This is a genomic window from Altererythrobacter sp. MTPC7, assembly GCF_042851395.1.
Lineage (GTDB): Bacteria > Pseudomonadota > Alphaproteobacteria > Sphingomonadales > Sphingomonadaceae > CAJXSN01.
This window is the reverse complement of the sequence record NZ_BTGS01000014.1, coordinates 68,342-82,388: the sequence shown is the minus strand read 5'-3', so window position 1 is coordinate 82,388 and position 14,047 is coordinate 68,342. Positions and strand designations below refer to the sequence as shown.

Here is a 14,047-nt window from a genome sequence, read left to right as displayed (position 1 = left end):
AGAGTCTGACTCGAAACTATCGGCTGTATTTTCATAGACGTACGATGCGTCGAGTGAGGAGCTGGACGGAAGCGGTGAACAGCCAGCAGCGGGCCGATGCGAGGGTCTGTTCGAAGTCCTTTGCAAGGCGACGGTTGCGGCCGAGCCAGGCGAATGTCCGCTCGACCACTCAGCGTCGCGGCAGGATTTCGAAGCCCTTTGCCCTGTCGGACCGTTTGATGATCTCGATGGTCCACTGCCCGAGCCGGGCGAGGCTACCCCTGAGCTTCTTCCCGGCATAGCCGCCATCGGCGAAGACGTGCCGCAGCCATGGGAACGAGCGGACGATCTCGGCCAGCAGCAGCGGAGCACCGTCACGGTCCTGGATATCGGCGGTGTGGACCACGGCATGAACCAGATTACCTTCGGTATCGGTCACGATATGACGCTTGCGCCCCTTGATCTTTTTACCTGCATCATAGCCCTGCGGACCTCCGCTTTCGGTCGTCTTGACGCTTTGGCTGTCGATTACACGGCACTGGGCGAAGCCTCACGGCCCTGGGCGGTGCGTAGGTCTTGCAGCAGATAATGGTTGATCCGTTCCCACAGGCCCGCATCGCGCCATAAGTAGAACCAGCGCTGCACGGTCGAGGCCGGCGGAAAACAGGGGGGCAGCATCCGCCAGGGCAACCCGCCGCGAAGCAGGTAAAGGATCGCCTCGACAATGCGCCGGACTGGCCATTTGCGAGGCCGCCCAGTCTGCGATGGCGGCGGGAAAAAGGGCTCCAGAACGGCCCACTCACCATCGGTCAAATCGCTTGGCAGGGCGAGGCCTTTGCGCGAATGATGCGCGCGGGTGGTATCGGTCCACATCGCTGATCTCCGGAAGTTCTTCGCAAAACCTCCTGAATCAACGGCAAGGCACGGCGTCAAGCTAACCTGCTGATATCACCCACCTTAGTTTCGGGTCAGACACTAAGATCGACCGGTTTTTCCAGCGCGCCCAGTGTTCCGCTCACCCCTTCGCCGAGTTGTGCGGGATTGGCGGTTACGAAAATAACCTCGATCCCGAAATCCGCAGCAAGCTTCTCGCCAATCCTCGGACCAGTGGCTCCATCGGCCAGATTGACATCGACGAGCGCCACATCGATCGCGTCTGAAGCCTTTGCCAATGCCGATTGCATGTCGTCGGCTATGCCTGCGGATTCATGACCGAGATCGTGAACCACCGCCTCCATTTCGACAGCTATGAGGAATTCGTCTTCGACAATCAGAATGGTGGTCGGCATGGAAAGCTATCAAAAGTTAAATGACGAGGCTCTGTAGTGAGGGGACGGACAGGGCGCATATTCGTTCCCTCGCCTCGTCGCATCCGGCTTCGATCGAAATAGCTTCAAGACGCGCACCCGTTCCGACGGCATAGCTTCACTATCGGGCGCCAGGACCACGACCAAAGAGCGTATCTATGATGGGGCATTCCGGAACATCACCGCCTTCGCAGCGGGCTGATACATCGGCTAGCGTGCGCTCCAACCTAGTCAAATCAGCAATTTTAGCTCGCACGCTGGCCAGATGGTTATTGGTCAGATCCCGAACCTCGCCGCAGCTGTAGGGGTGCGAATCAACGAGGCTGAGCAGGCTTTTGAGCTCCTCGATCGAAAAACCCAGATCGCGGCCGCGCAAGATAAAGCCGAGCCGCGCCTGGTCGCCGGGTGGATAGAGCCTGTGCCCGCTTGCCGTACGCTCGGGAGGCTGAAGCAGACCGATGTTCTCGTAGTAGCGGATTGTCTCAAGGTTGCAGCCCGACCGTCTGGCCAGTTCTCCCCGTTTGATCACTTGCGATGCTGTCATGAGCCATATGCCAATTAGTGCTTGAACCTGTAGTTACTACAGGGAGTACATTGGTTTCCATGGTCGATCAAATGCACAAGAACGCGCAGCGCTTATGGGCGAGCGGCGGGACGCTCGGCGCGATACTCGCCTCGTCCTGCTGTATTGCCCCGCTGTTATTGCTGAGCCTTGGCATCAGCGGCGCGTGGATCGGCAATCTCACTGCGCTCGAACCGTACAAATGGGTATTTATCGCCATTGCGGTTGTCTTTTTGGCCCTTGGATTCCGGCACGTCTATTTTCGGCAAGCCGAACCTTGCGAAGACGGAACATATTGCGCGCGGCCCGGAGCAAACCTGCTCGTCAAAAGCTCCCTGTGGCTGGCGACCGTATTGGTCGCTGCCTCGTCCACGGTCGAGTGGTGGGCGCCGCAATTCTACTAGGAGTTCGAAAGATGAAGAAGACGATGATCGTCGCAGTTGCGATACTGGGACTGGCCGGAGCGGGTATCTGGGCAGCGACCTTGTTTCCGCCAAACTCCGACGAACGGGTTCAACAAAATTCCGCGCATCTGCAATCGGCAAGTTTTGCGGTCGAGAATATGACCTGCGCGACCTGCCCGATAACGGTTCGGCGCGCGATGGAAGGCGTGGCAGGCGTGCACGAGGTGACTATCGATTACGAGACCAGGACGGCGACTGCGCAGTTCGATCCTGAGCGAACAACCACAAGCGCGATCGCCGCGGCGTCGACCGAGGCCGGATATCCGGCGATCCTTTCAGAGAGCGCGCTATGATCGAACTGAAGTCCGAGATCACATGCCCTACTTGCGGGTACAAAAAGCTCGAAAGAATGCCGACGGATGCCTGCTGGTTTTTCTACGATTGCAATGGTTGCGGTGTGAAACTCCGCCCCAATGCGGGCGATTGCTGTGTCTTCTGCTCATTCGGCACCATCCCCTGCCCGCCGATCCAGGAAACGCGTGCCGATCGCAAGGGCGCCACATGTTGCGGAGGGCGGTGAGATGAGTACGCGAAACTTCGATCTTATAGTGCTGGGTGTTGGTATGGCGGCCGTAAATGCCGCCAACAAATGCGCCACAGCCGGTTGGTCGGTCGCGGTGGTCGACGAACTGCCTTATGGCGGCACCTGCGCCCTGCGCGGCTGCGATCCGAAGAAAATGCTCCGCCGCGGGGCGGAAATCATCGACGCAGCGCGGCTCATGCACGGCAAGGGCATCGAACCGAACGACATCGCCATCAACTGGCCCGATCTGGTCGCCTTCACGCAGACGTTCACCGACAAAATGCCCGGTCGGATCGAAAACGGTCTGGAGAGCAACGGCGTCACTAGCCTTCACGGGAAAGCGCGCTTCGTCGGCGAAGATACCGTCGAAATCGACGGCGAGGGGCAGTTTCAGGCAAACCATTTCCTGATCGCAACGGGTGCCAAGCCGCGGACGATAGATGTTCCCGGCTCCGAACACCTTACCGACAGCACCGAGTTCATGCGGCTCGATGCGCTGCCCGAACGCATCCTGTTCATCGGCGGCGGCTTCATCTCGTTCGAGTTTGGCCATATCGCAGCACGCGCCGGCAGCGAGGTGTGCATGATCGATCGCGGCGAGAGACCGCTTAAAGGTTTCGATGCCGATCTTGTCGAAAGACTCGTTGCGCGGGGCGAGGAAGTCGGCGTCCAACTGCGACGGCGCACGTCACTCAAAGCGATCGAAAAGGACGGGACGGGTTTTCTTGTCACGGTAGAAACTGACAACAAAACGAGAGATTTGCGGGCCGATCTCGTCGTCCACGGCGCGGGCCGCGTCCCGGCAATTGACCGGCTTGACCTGGCCGCAGCCAATGTCGAGGCAGGTGACAAGGGCGTTGAGGTCAACGCCTACCTGCAAAGCACGTCCAACCCCAAGATCTACGCTGCCGGCGACGCGGCCGACACGCAAGGCGCGCCGCTTACGCCTGTCGCGGTTTTCGAGGGCAAGGTAGCTGCATCCAATATGCTCAAGGGCAATCGTACAAAGCCGGATTATGCAGGCGTACCGAGCGCTGTATTTACGGTACCAGAGCTCAGCCGTGTTGGCATGCTCGAAGAGGAAGCACGAGAGGCCGGACATGATATCCGCGTCGTCGAAAATGACACCGGCGACTGGTATTCTAACCTTCGCGTTGGCGAAAGCTGCGCTGCAACCAAGGTCATAATCGATAACGAATGCGACACTATCCTGGGCGCTCATTTGCTCGGACCGGAGTATGGCGAGATCATCAATTTCTTCGGTTTGGCCGTCCGACTTGGACTGACAACAAGCGATCTCAAGAAAATGGTTTCGGCCTACCCTAGCGTGGGATCGGACCTTGGCTCGATGGTGTGATTGTGTTGAAGAAGCGGTTGAATAAGGAATTCGGCATATTCTGATCTGGCGACGCAGAGAGATGCCTGCACCGTGACACTGCATGCTCGAGTTTAATCGACGAAGCTGAGGTCGATTAACTGAAACGTTTCGACGCATCTGGTGCATCTATCCGACGTCGCGCCAACGGATGATGTCGGCAAACCCGATCAACCCGTCGAACAGCGCCGCGACGACGAGGGACTGCTTACAATGGACCTGGTAGCGTTCGCGGGCCATCTTGAGATGCTGAATGACGGTTTCGGTGCTGATTTCGAGAATCATGGCCGTTTCAGCTGCAGTCTTCCCTCTTGCAACCCAGAGCAGACACTCCCGCTGCCGATCGGTCAGGGAGGGAACCTTCTCATCGAGTCTTTCTGAGCTCAGTCCCAGTGCACAGCTCAAAGCCAGCGTCCCGATCACTTCCGCGACGGCGAAACGCCGTCGGGGCAGTTCTCGATCGGGTCGAACAGCAAAGGTGCAGGTACCGCGCCCTATCCCGGGTAAGTGCCGCGGAACGGTATAGCCATTGCCAATTCCGCATTCCCGGCCAACATTGAGCATCTGACGGTCGCCGCGCGTGAGAGGGACGAGTTCGTCAATCCAGTCCCAGGCGAAACCGATGATGGTCTTGTCGCAGGCTCTTCGCACCGGATCCTGCCCTGCGAGGTCGAAGGCGATATAGACTTTCGCCCATTCGTCGGGATAGTCGTGCAATAGCAAGCCCGGTGCCTCGCACGATGTCGAACGCATCTCCAGGCTAAGCGCGAAGTGGTCGAAGCCAAGGCGCCGGGAAACCTGTTTAAGGGCGCCATCGAGTTCAGTGTCCGAACGGACATTGATAAGTTCAGTTGCAAATTCCTCCGCGAGATATGCGTACATAGACCTGCCGTTCGATCGGCAGCACGCAATCCAACACGCCGCCACCCGACCGCCTGCTCGGTGCCTGATCAGACGGTTCCATTCCACCTGTTCCAGCAGTTGCAGTTGCGACCCTGAAGGTCTGGTTCCAATCCGGGCGCGCCACAAAATTCAGCGGCTTGCCCAGAAAAAACCATAGTGCATTCAGTGCGTTTGAAAAGGTCGGAGCCGGCTTTGACGAAGCAGGCCGAGATAGCCGTGCGATGCCATCCTCCGTGCTTCGGAAACGAGACGCTGGGTCTGTCGGCGTTGCGATGACGATTTCCAGTCTATGGCGCGTTTCGCAGACAATCCGCGATAGACGAGGGTTCCCGCAATCTCTCGGAGGGTGGCACCCTCAGGCGCTCGGCCCTGAGTATCGAGTATGGCGAGCAGCAAGCGGAGACGGTGGGACTGATAGGCGGTGGGCCGTAGCTGGTGTCGCTTGGCGGGCACAGCGGAACTAGTGACGCAGCGGTGAAACGCATCGAGCGCCGCTAGCCTGATCGGAACCGACTGGTCTTGAGGGATCAGATAATTGTCTCCACCCGGCCGGGCTGAGGCCATAACGAGTAGCCGGTGACGAGCGCCACTATCAGCGAGGACCAGATGATCTCCCGCATTGCTCGTTCGTTTGGCGATCAGGTCGCACGCTGCGCGCGCCGCCTTGACTGCGCCGCTACCGCTAAGAATTACAACATTGGGGTTTTCCTGGGCTCGCCAGATCGCCGGATCGCTGCGGGCCGAAAGGTCGGGATCAATCGGGAAATTCAAGGCCCCATGAACGCGCCATTCGGCGGCAAGCTGGGGATTGCGCGTCGAAGCCGCTTGCGACGGCGATCCGGGCGTATTGTTGCCGGTAAGCGGAATTGCGGCGCAAGAATTCCTGCGCGAAATCCGAAAAGTCGTATCCGGCGGTCCGGTCGTTGCTGTCGAATGGTCGAGCCATGAAGCACCTCCTTTCTCGCCGATTGGGCTAGTGGCGCCAGCACCGCGCCGACATTCCAAGACCAAGGTATCCGCTTCCCCAATATTGGGCATATTTGATCAGGCGCTCCCCGAGACCGGAGCATTCTTTTGGAAGATGATGCTGGCCGCCAAAAGCGGGTGCAAAATGGCTCTACTTACCTCTTGCCAGCCACTCCTATGTTGGGCAGATTGACTGCGCGCGGATTGATATTCTGGCACCGTCCGCGTGGATATTTCCGCCGGACATCATGCACGCCGGTCCGTCGCAGGCCCGGCGGCCGAACCGATCAAGGGGCGTAAATCAGGCCCCGGACGGCGGCACAGACCTGGAACCCGCACCAGTTCGCCATGGCGAACTCAGGTGGCGGTCGCCTCCAAGTTCGAAGCATGACTCAAGCTGTCGCCGAAATCCGGCACCAAGCTCCTCAGTGCGTGGGTCCCGCATATTGCTCTGCAAAAGTAAGCCGAACGGTCGACCGCCGCCGTACACTCGACGCCCTCTACCGCGAGGAACGGGCTGGACTGATCGCCTATCTTGCGCGCCGCGTGGGCTCCGAACGCGCCCGCGACCTGGCACAGGACGTGTTTCTGCGTGCAGCGACCAGCAAGCAGCTAACGGAACTCGTTAATCCTGCTGGCTTTCTGAGGCGGATTGCATTCAACTTGCTGGTGGACGAGGCGCGGCGGCAAAAGTGCCGCGTCAGGACCCAGCCACTTCTGGAGAACGTAGATGCGCCAAGCCGCGCCGCGCAGGAAGATGCCCTGCACGTTCGTGAAGCCCGGCACGTGCTGGAAATCGCGCTCGCGGAGCTCCCGCAAAAGACCGCGCGTATCTTCGCGATGAATCGCATCGAGAAGAAATCCTACCGTCAGATACATCTCGAGCTAGGCATCGCGCTGCCCACGGTCGACTATCATATGATGAAAGCTCTAGCGCATTTGCGCCAAGCGCTGGGTCACAGTTGGTGACTGCAACCACCCTGCACAAAAAGACCCCCCAAACTTTAATTTCAAATGAAACTAAGGTGTTCGGAAAAGTGAGCGTCATTCCCTGTAGCGGCCCGACCGCGCCAGAACAGGGAGACCCCAATGTCATTGAGAAATCGCACACTTTTCGTCCTTCTAACCGGGACAGCATTCGCAAGTGCCGCTCCTCCTCTTTTCGCCCAAGACAGTCCAGGCGAACAGGCACAAGATGACGCTGCCGAGGTTGGCGATACGGCTTTGGACGACGAAAGTTCTGCGATCGTTGTCACGGGAACGCGAATCCGAGGCGCACGGGTTGTCGGTGAAGTCATCGAGCTTGATCGCGAGACGATCGTCGAGGCTGGCCAGGTGGATCTGGGTGAAGCGATCCGCAGCCTACCCCAGAATTTCTCGGGCGGTCAGAACCCCGGAGTGGGTTCGGGTGCCGGGCTCATCAACAGCAACGTGAACTCTGCGGCCACTCCGAACCTGCGCGGTCTGGGCCCCGATGCGACGCTTACGCTCCTCAATGGCCATCGCCTTCCGTACGATTCCGCCTTCGCAGGGGTCGATATTTCGGCAATCCCGCTCGCGGCGGTAGACCGGATCGAGGTCGTCCCGGACGGCGCGTCGGCGCTATACGGGTCCGACGCTGTCGCCGGCGTGGTCAATGTAATCCTGCGCCGTGATTTCGAAGGCGTGGAAACATCGGCGCAGATCGGCGCGAGCACCGATGGCGGATATTTTCGCCAGCAGGCTGATATCGTCGGTGGAAGCCGGTGGGATGGCGGCGGATTTTTCCTCGCCTACGATTTCACCAACAACTCCGATATCGAGGCGGGCCAGCGATCTTATGCGGCCGCGCTCGATCCCGAGGCCACGCTGTTTCCGTCGCAGGAACGGCATGCCGTCACGCTTTCCGGACATCACGAAATATCACCCGGTATCGAGGCAAGCGTCGATGCACTTTATTCGCGGCGCAGTTCGGTTCGCATCACCGGGTCTTCCACGCTCCGTCAGACCGCGGATCCAGTGGTCGAATCCTATACGCTCGCACCGTCGCTCAGGGTCGATATCGGAGCTTCGTGGCAGCTGTCTGTGCTCGGCGTTTTTGGACGCGACAGGACGCGCTACCGCACTACGTTTACACGGCCGTCCGCCCCGACAAGCGTGACCGAAGGCTGCTTCTGCAACGAGGTGCTATCGCTCGAAGCAGGTGCGGAAGGGCCACTCTTTTCGTTGCCGGGAGGCGATGCGCGCCTCGCAATTGGTGCTGGCTTGCGCGATAATTCGCTCGATTTCTCCCGCTCGGAAGGCGGCAATCTCGTTATCGCTTTCGACGAAACGCAGCGGGCCCGCTTTGCCTATGGGGAGCTGTTCCTCCCGTTGGTGTCGTCGCGCAATGCGATTGGAGGTATCGACGAGCTAAGCCTCTCGCTGGCCGCACGGCACGAAAGCTATCCCGGTCTCGACAGCCAGACCACGCCGCGCATGGGCTTGGTCTACGCACCCGTCCCCGGCTTGACCCTGCGGGGAAGCTGGGCGAGATCGTTCAAGGCTCCAACGCTTTACCAGAGGTTCATTCCGTACCAGACCATCGTGCTGCCAGCGTCGATCTTCGGCGCGGGTACGGCTCCGGAAACCGTCTTTATAACAAGCGGCGGCAACCCGGATGTCACCTCGGAACGCGCGCACAGCTGGACAGCCGGTTTCGAATATCGTCCGCCGTCAGTGCCGGGTTTGCTCGTATCGGCCACCTGGTATGACATTCGCTATCGCGACCGGGTGGTTCGCCCGATTGCGGGATCGGTTGTCGCCGGTTTTCGCGATCCGGGTTATGCAAGCCTGATCGATTTCTCGCCCGATCCCGCAATCTTTTCCGGGCTGATCGACAATTCTTTGTTCGGCCTCGAAAATTTTTCCGGCTCGCCTTATGATCCGGCCAATGTCGTAGCCTTCATCGACAACCGCAATCGCAATGTCGCCGTCTGGGCAGTCGAAGGGATCGATGCGCGGATTTCGTGGGACCACGACCTCGGCAATCAGCGCAGACTGGGTCTGGAAGTCGCTGGCAGCTGGCTCGACAGCAACCAGCGCCTGAATTCCGACCTACCGCAGGTTCAGCTCGCCGGGACGATTTTTAATCCGCCGCAATACCGCGCACGCGGCGTGGCCCGCTTCGAAGCCGGCACTTTCAAGGCCAATGCGGCAGTCAATTATATAGGAGCACTGGAAGATCCGCGTTTCGGCGTGGCGGAACGTCTGTCGCCAAGCGCCACACTCGATCTTGGCGTGAGCTACGATGTGATCGGTGGCGAAGGACGCAACCCCGGACTCACACTGTCGCTGACCGTGCAAAACGTGTTCGATGACGAACCCGAGATCATTGGACAGACGGGCCCGACCGATACGCCTTTTGATTCGACGAACTACTCCCCGATCGGACGGTTTGTCGCATTCGGAATCCGGAGGCACTGGTGATGTCGCTGGCCCTCGCTGCAGCGCTGTCCCAATCCATCGTTCCGCACGTGGACCTGCCGCCGCCGCAAGAGGATGCGTGTGCAGGTTTCGAAGAGGCGGAGGATCTATCGGGCATTGGCCAGCGGGCCTTTACGCTCGATGACCAGGTCAGGATGGCGGACATCGGACGCGCCAATCCGGTCGGCGCTGCGCGGGCCATCGGCGTAGCGCCCGACGGCGAGCACATCGCTTTCGTCGTAAAACGCGCAAATCCGGAAGCCAACGTCTACTGCCAGAGGCTTATGATTGCGGCGATGGACGGAAGCGGTGCCGCCGTCGAGGTCGACCGGGGCGGCGAATTCATCCGCGATGATTTCCGATTGCGCGACTTTCCCGCGATTATGGCCGGATGGGACAGGCCCAACCCGCCCCGCTGGTCTTCGGACGGCTCCCGGATCGGCTATCTCAAGAGGTTGAACGGTTCGACCCAGGTATGGCTGGTCGATCCTGACCGAACGGTACCACCGCGACAGGCAACCGCCCTTCCCGATAATGTCGATAGTTTCGCATGGACGAACGACGGAACTGCACTGATAGTCGCGACGCGTCCCGGCATACGCATCCAGTCAGAGGCTATCGCACGCGAAGCGGCCGAAGGATTTTTGTTCGACGAGCGTTTCTCGCCGCAATTCGCCGATCGGCCAATCCCGACCGGTCAGCTTGAAACGCACTATAGCTACGTGTCGCTGGCGGATGGCGAAGTGCGGGTCGCGAGTTCGCAAGAAACGCGCCTGCTCTCGGGCGAACCGCCAGAGGGCCTGCCGGATAGAGCCCGCGCCTATGCGGGTAATGACGCGGGGATTGCGGCGTGGCTCGAGCCGAGCGAGCCTGATCGGCTGATCAGCCCCACCAGGCTTGTCGTCGCGTGGCCTGATGGTAATCGCATAGTCTGCGAACAAATGGCCTGCGAAGGGATTCGCGAGCTGTGGTGGGCTAGCGATGGAGCTTCGCTGCTCGCCCTTCAAGCTACTGGTTGGGCCAACAGTCAGACGGCCATTCTGCGATGGGAGCTTGGCGAGGCGCAGCCGCGCCAGATCCTGCTTACCGAAGATGCGCTGGTCGGATGCACAGTGGCCGGCGGCGAATTGCTGTGCGGCCGCGAAGGGTTCGGTCAGCCTCGCCGTCTGGTTGCAATTGATGTCGTCACCGGTGCAGAGCGCCTCGTGCACGATCCCAATCCGCAGCTTGAGGATAGCACCTTCGGGACCGTTGAGCGCCTCAGGTTCCGCAACGCTTTCGGGGCCGAAAGCTATGTCGATCTTGTCCTGCCACCGGATCACCAGGCCGGGCAACGTCATCCCTTGGTCGTCGTGCAATATACAAGTGTAGGATTCCTGCGCGGCGGTACCGGGGACGAGGTCCCCATCCATCCGCTGGCCAACCGCGGTTTCGCCGTGCTCAGTTTCGATCGTCCGGACTTCTCTGCCGCAGCGCTTGGCGCGACCACCGAAGAAGAACTGACCCGCGCCAACCGCGCAGACTGGATCGACCGTCGCAGAGTCCAATCCTCGCTCGAGACTGCGATCGCGCTCGCCGTCGATACCGGTTCGGTCGATTCTGCACGGATGGGCATCAGCGGCTTCAGCGATGGCGGGTCGACCGTCCAGTGGGCACTGATCAATTCGGACCTCTTCCGGGTCGCCTCGATGGGCTCATGCTGCGAAGACATGTATTCTTACCCACTCGCCGCGGGTCCGCGCTTTACAGATTTCGTACGCGCGATGGGATACCGCCATTTCGAGCCTGGTACCGAAGAGTTCTGGAAACCGATGTCGCTCATCCTCAATGTCGATGATGTCGATGTGCCGATCCTGATTCAGACCGGCGACAGCGAATATGAAGCGGGCCTCGATGTTTTCGAGACCTACTCGCACCAGGGACGACCGATCGAGCTCTACGTCCTTGAAGACGAGACCCACATCAAGTGGCAGCCCGCACACCGTCAGGCAATCTACCGGCGATCGGTGGAATGGTTCGAATTCTGGTTGATGCAGCGGATCGACTGCGACCCGGCAAAGGCCCGGCAATATGCACGGTGGCTGGCGATGGATGGCGCGCCGGCCCGGGAGGACCTTCGATGCTCGGATGGTCGCAGCTCATTCCCATGAGCGCGACCAATTTTCGGCCTCGACGAGGTCCAGCAGGCGGTAGACCAGCGATCCGCGCTGTGATGTTTCGAGCTTGAAAGCCTGCTCGACAGCTGCGCGATCGATCACGCCCTGTTCCGCCAGTAGGCCATCGAGAAGCAGGTCATGGAGCACGGCTCGATGACGATCGAAGGCGCTTCGAATGAAACTGTCGGGTCCCGCCTTGGACGTGCGATCGAGAACGCTGCGAGGAAGCAGGTCCGCGAAGGCGACGCGGGCCAGCGCACGGTTCTGACCGCCTGTCACCCAGGTCCAGGTGGGGACGCCGAGGCAGAATTCCAGCAGGGGCTGGCTCATCAGCGGGGAGAAGCGCGCTGGCCCGGGACCTAACCCGTGTGCATGATGCTGGGCGCGCATGATCAGCGCAAGGTGATCGCGCTTGCCTGGGTGGCGCCAGGTCGCCAGGCGATGCCACGGCGTCAACGGTTCGGGCAAAACCTTCAGGCCAGGCCCATCGGCAAGCAATCGGCTGTCTGGCGCCCATTCCTTTTTCGAACGCCGCCCCATCAAGCGCTTGCCGGTCGCGCGCAGCAAAGTCGGCACATCGCAACCGGTGACACGGCACATGTCTGGCAGAGTTTCGAAAAGTGCCACCCCTGGCCCCTCACTCAGCAGCCGGTCGACAATCGGTGCCGCAGAATGGAGAAAACAAAAGAGATTATCACCGCCATTGCCGTCGAGGACGATGGATTTTTCCAGCTCGGCAGAACCGTCGGCAAGCAACGCGTCGACCGCCGTCAGAAACCCTTTGCGACCGGGCCGTGGAAGACCGGCGGAGGCACAGACGGTGGGACGGTAACAGGCCGTATCATAAACCCGCCGCGTGAAATCCGCACCCAGATGTTCGGCAAGCAGCCGAGCATAATCGCTTTCGTCGCCGCTGCTGTCAGAGGTCGCCAGCGTGATGCATCCAAAATCACTGTGCCCGGCGGCTAGCGCGGCGCACAGAAAGGAAGAGTCGACCCCGCCAGAGGTTGCGACAGCCACGGGTCCGAACCGGTCTGTCCATGCTGCGCAAGTCCGGATTGCCAGCTCTCTCAGTTCTGCGGCAGCATCGCTGATTGAAGGTTCGGTTCCTCGCGGAAGATAATCGGCAGCGCACCAGACGGGCAGCTCGGATTCCTGATCGCCGGCGGTCACCATGAGCGTACCCGGGGTGAGCTCCTCCACGCCCGCGAGGCACGCTTGCTTCTGCCGCAATTCCGGATAACGAAGGAACAACGCGAGCGCGCCCCAGTCGACCTTGAGGCGATCTCCGACAGCTTCTCCGACCAGACAGGCATCGGAAGAGAAGACCACATGCGTCTGGCTCATTCCTCGGTAGACCGGAAACAGGCCAGAGGGATCGACCAGCAACGCAAGCGTGCGGCGCCCCGGATCAGGCAGGATCGCGACGTAGGCACCCCAATAATTCCGAACAAGCCGCATGGCGGCGGCCTGGACGGACTCGGATTCAGGTAGCGGGACAGCGTCGACCGTTCGGGCGGTTTGTGCAGAGAAGACGCACCCGATCAGGTACCCGTGCGTTCCCAGACTGGCTTCGGGAGTGTCATCGCTGGTCCAGAATGAAGCATTGTCACCGCAAACATCGTCAGGACTTGCGCTTCTGCGAACGACCGGCGGGACGCCACGCCGACGCGGGACGGCAAGCACGAAGCGGCCCTGTTTCAAATTATCAGTATCGGCGTGTAGCGCCGAACTTCTTCCAGGCTGTCATTCAGCACAATTTCGCCGTGCTGGACCCAGGCATGGGCACCGAACGGTCGGTCCTTCACGCCAATAACAAGATGCGTGTGGTGTCTCAGCTTGGCGAGCCGTAATTTCAACGCAATCGAGCGCGGGAGACAGCGGTCTGCGGCCGAACGCAGCAGGCGGGCGTGCTCGAAAGCCCGTACCGTGGGACCGGACCGGGATTTGGTGGAATGGTCCTGCGGGCGTTGCTCGGCCAGGTGGCGAAGTTCAACGAGAACCGTCTGGAATGATGTCCGCGCAAGGCGATGTTCGATCCGGCGCTGCGACCAGACAGCTGCGGCCACATCGGCCAGCCGGAAAGGTCCTTCACCAATATCATGGGAAACACGCTGCGGGACGAGCCAATCCGCAGGGCGCGGCAGTGGTGGCGGCTGATGCCAGGACACCGTGGCTTCGATGCCGAGCCTTTCGAGAAACACGTGCTGCGCTCCGTCCGCCAACGCAAAATAGCGGTCCCGCGCGATGTCGAGAAAGATGAAGCGTTCGCTCACCTTGCACCACGCGAGAGCCTCGGGATCCGGATTGACCATGAAGTTTGTACGAGGAGAAGGGGCGCGGCCAGGTCCGGCACGCGCCCCTCGCG

14 protein-coding genes and 1 pseudogene are annotated in these 14,047 nt (G+C 60.4%); 7 read left to right on the top strand and 8 right to left on the bottom strand.

Annotation, left to right across the window (positions count from 1 at the left end):
- Positions 1-31: 31 nt before the first annotated feature.
- From ACGHJ7_RS12480 to ACGHJ7_RS12470, 3 genes and pseudogenes are all read right to left on the bottom strand, one after another.
- Positions 32-852: pseudogene (locus tag ACGHJ7_RS12480) on the bottom strand (IS5 family transposase).
- Positions 853-947: 95 nt separating this feature from the next.
- Positions 948-1,268, bottom strand: a complete 321-nt coding sequence (locus ACGHJ7_RS12475; RefSeq protein WP_390478160.1) for a response regulator — start codon at positions 1,266-1,268, stop codon at positions 948-950.
- Positions 1,269-1,407: 139 nt separating this feature from the next.
- The gene (locus tag ACGHJ7_RS12470; protein ID WP_010240361.1) at positions 1,408-1,830 is read right to left on the bottom strand and encodes a helix-turn-helix domain-containing protein; all 423 of its coding nucleotides are present in this window, start codon (positions 1,828-1,830) and stop codon (positions 1,408-1,410) included.
- Positions 1,831-1,847: 17 nt separating this feature from the next.
- On the opposite strand from ACGHJ7_RS12470, the gene ACGHJ7_RS12465 reads away from it, so the two are divergent.
- The 4 genes from ACGHJ7_RS12465 to ACGHJ7_RS12450 are packed head-to-tail and all read left to right on the top strand — an operon-like array spanning position 1,848 to position 4,192.
- A complete protein-coding gene (locus ACGHJ7_RS12465; RefSeq protein WP_390478157.1) occupies positions 1,848-2,252 on the top strand; it encodes a mercuric transporter MerT family protein in 405 nt (134 codons plus the stop codon).
- 11 nt (positions 2,253-2,263) lie between these two features.
- Complete coding sequence (locus tag ACGHJ7_RS12460) at positions 2,264-2,605, top strand: heavy-metal-associated domain-containing protein (protein WP_047819462.1); 342 nt, start codon at positions 2,264-2,266, stop codon at positions 2,603-2,605.
- A complete protein-coding gene (locus ACGHJ7_RS12455; protein ID WP_082379137.1) occupies positions 2,602-2,832 on the top strand; it encodes a GDCCVxC domain-containing (seleno)protein in 231 nt (76 codons plus the stop codon). Before ACGHJ7_RS12460 ends, ACGHJ7_RS12455 begins: the two co-directional genes overlap by 4 nt.
- Positions 2,792-4,192 carry a dihydrolipoyl dehydrogenase family protein gene (locus ACGHJ7_RS12450; protein WP_390478152.1) on the top strand — a complete coding sequence of 467 codons (1,401 nt, stop codon included), beginning with the start codon at positions 2,792-2,794 and terminating at the stop codon, positions 4,190-4,192. Before ACGHJ7_RS12455 ends, ACGHJ7_RS12450 begins: the two co-directional genes overlap by 41 nt.
- 147 nt (positions 4,193-4,339) lie before the next feature.
- Here ACGHJ7_RS12450 and ACGHJ7_RS12445 read toward each other — a convergent pair whose 3' ends face one another.
- The 3 genes from ACGHJ7_RS12445 to ACGHJ7_RS12435 all read right to left on the bottom strand — a co-directional run bounded on the left by ACGHJ7_RS12445 (position 4,340) and on the right by ACGHJ7_RS12435 (position 6,059).
- The gene (locus ACGHJ7_RS12445) at positions 4,340-5,092 is read right to left on the bottom strand and encodes a LuxR family transcriptional regulator (RefSeq protein ID WP_047819460.1); all 753 of its coding nucleotides are present in this window, start codon (positions 5,090-5,092) and stop codon (positions 4,340-4,342) included.
- A gap of 183 nt (positions 5,093-5,275) precedes the next feature.
- Complete coding sequence (locus ACGHJ7_RS12440) at positions 5,276-5,677, bottom strand: DUF2285 domain-containing protein (RefSeq protein ID WP_390478175.1); 402 nt, start codon at positions 5,675-5,677, stop codon at positions 5,276-5,278.
- A 190-nt stretch (positions 5,678-5,867) separates the two neighbouring features.
- A complete protein-coding gene (locus tag ACGHJ7_RS12435; RefSeq protein ID WP_390478148.1) occupies positions 5,868-6,059 on the bottom strand; it encodes a transcriptional regulator domain-containing protein in 192 nt (63 codons plus the stop codon).
- A 407-nt stretch (positions 6,060-6,466) separates the two neighbouring features.
- Between ACGHJ7_RS12435 and ACGHJ7_RS12430 the strand changes: the two genes are divergently transcribed.
- From ACGHJ7_RS12430 to ACGHJ7_RS12420, 3 genes are all read left to right on the top strand, one after another.
- On the top strand, positions 6,467-7,048 hold the full coding sequence (locus ACGHJ7_RS12430) for an RNA polymerase sigma factor (RefSeq protein WP_390478145.1): 582 nt from the start codon (positions 6,467-6,469) through the stop codon (positions 7,046-7,048).
- A 255-nt stretch (positions 7,049-7,303) separates the two neighbouring features.
- The gene (locus tag ACGHJ7_RS12425; protein WP_390478142.1) at positions 7,304-9,526 is read left to right on the top strand and encodes a TonB-dependent receptor domain-containing protein; all 2,223 of its coding nucleotides are present in this window, start codon (positions 7,304-7,306) and stop codon (positions 9,524-9,526) included.
- Positions 9,526-11,673: an Atxe2 family lasso peptide isopeptidase gene (locus tag ACGHJ7_RS12420; protein WP_390478140.1), complete on the top strand. Its 2,148-nt coding sequence runs from the start codon at positions 9,526-9,528 to the stop codon at positions 11,671-11,673. The genes ACGHJ7_RS12425 and ACGHJ7_RS12420 overlap by 1 nt, the downstream gene beginning before the upstream one ends.
- On the opposite strand, the gene ACGHJ7_RS12415 is transcribed toward ACGHJ7_RS12420, so the two are convergent.
- Positions 11,662-13,383, bottom strand: coding sequence for an asparagine synthase-related protein (locus ACGHJ7_RS12415; protein WP_390478137.1), 1,722 nt, complete (start codon positions 13,381-13,383; stop codon positions 11,662-11,664). The two genes, ACGHJ7_RS12420 and ACGHJ7_RS12415, sit on opposite strands and share 12 nt — an antisense overlap.
- The gene (locus ACGHJ7_RS12410) at positions 13,380-13,994 is read right to left on the bottom strand and encodes a lasso peptide biosynthesis B2 protein (RefSeq protein ID WP_390478134.1); all 615 of its coding nucleotides are present in this window, start codon (positions 13,992-13,994) and stop codon (positions 13,380-13,382) included. Before ACGHJ7_RS12410 ends, ACGHJ7_RS12415 begins: the two co-directional genes overlap by 4 nt.
- Positions 13,995-14,047: the final 53 nt, after the last annotated feature.

Bases quoted from the DNA above. Each gene is read 5' to 3' on its own strand.
- ACGHJ7_RS12475 (WP_390478160.1), bottom strand. From the start codon at position 1,268: ATGCCGACCACCATTCTGATTGTCGAAGACGAATTCCTCATAGCTGTC.
- ACGHJ7_RS12455 (WP_082379137.1), top strand. From the start codon at position 2,602: ATGATCGAACTGAAGTCCGAGATCACATGCCCTACTTGCGGGTACAAA.
- ACGHJ7_RS12440 (WP_390478175.1), bottom strand. From the start codon at position 5,677: ATGGCCTCAGCCCGGCCGGGTGGAGACAATTATCTGATCCCTCAAGAC.
- ACGHJ7_RS12445 (WP_047819460.1), bottom strand. From the start codon at position 5,092: ATGTACGCATATCTCGCGGAGGAATTTGCAACTGAACTTATCAATGTC.
- ACGHJ7_RS12435 (WP_390478148.1), bottom strand. From the start codon at position 6,059: ATGGCTCGACCATTCGACAGCAACGACCGGACCGCCGGATACGACTTT.
- ACGHJ7_RS12460 (WP_047819462.1), top strand. From the start codon at position 2,264: ATGAAGAAGACGATGATCGTCGCAGTTGCGATACTGGGACTGGCCGGA.
- ACGHJ7_RS12410 (WP_390478134.1), bottom strand. From the start codon at position 13,994: ATGGTCAATCCGGATCCCGAGGCTCTCGCGTGGTGCAAGGTGAGCGAA.
- ACGHJ7_RS12430 (WP_390478145.1), top strand. From the start codon at position 6,467: ATGACTCAAGCTGTCGCCGAAATCCGGCACCAAGCTCCTCAGTGCGTG.
- ACGHJ7_RS12420 (WP_390478140.1), top strand. From the start codon at position 9,526: ATGTCGCTGGCCCTCGCTGCAGCGCTGTCCCAATCCATCGTTCCGCAC.
- ACGHJ7_RS12470 (WP_010240361.1), bottom strand. From the start codon at position 1,830: ATGACAGCATCGCAAGTGATCAAACGGGGAGAACTGGCCAGACGGTCG.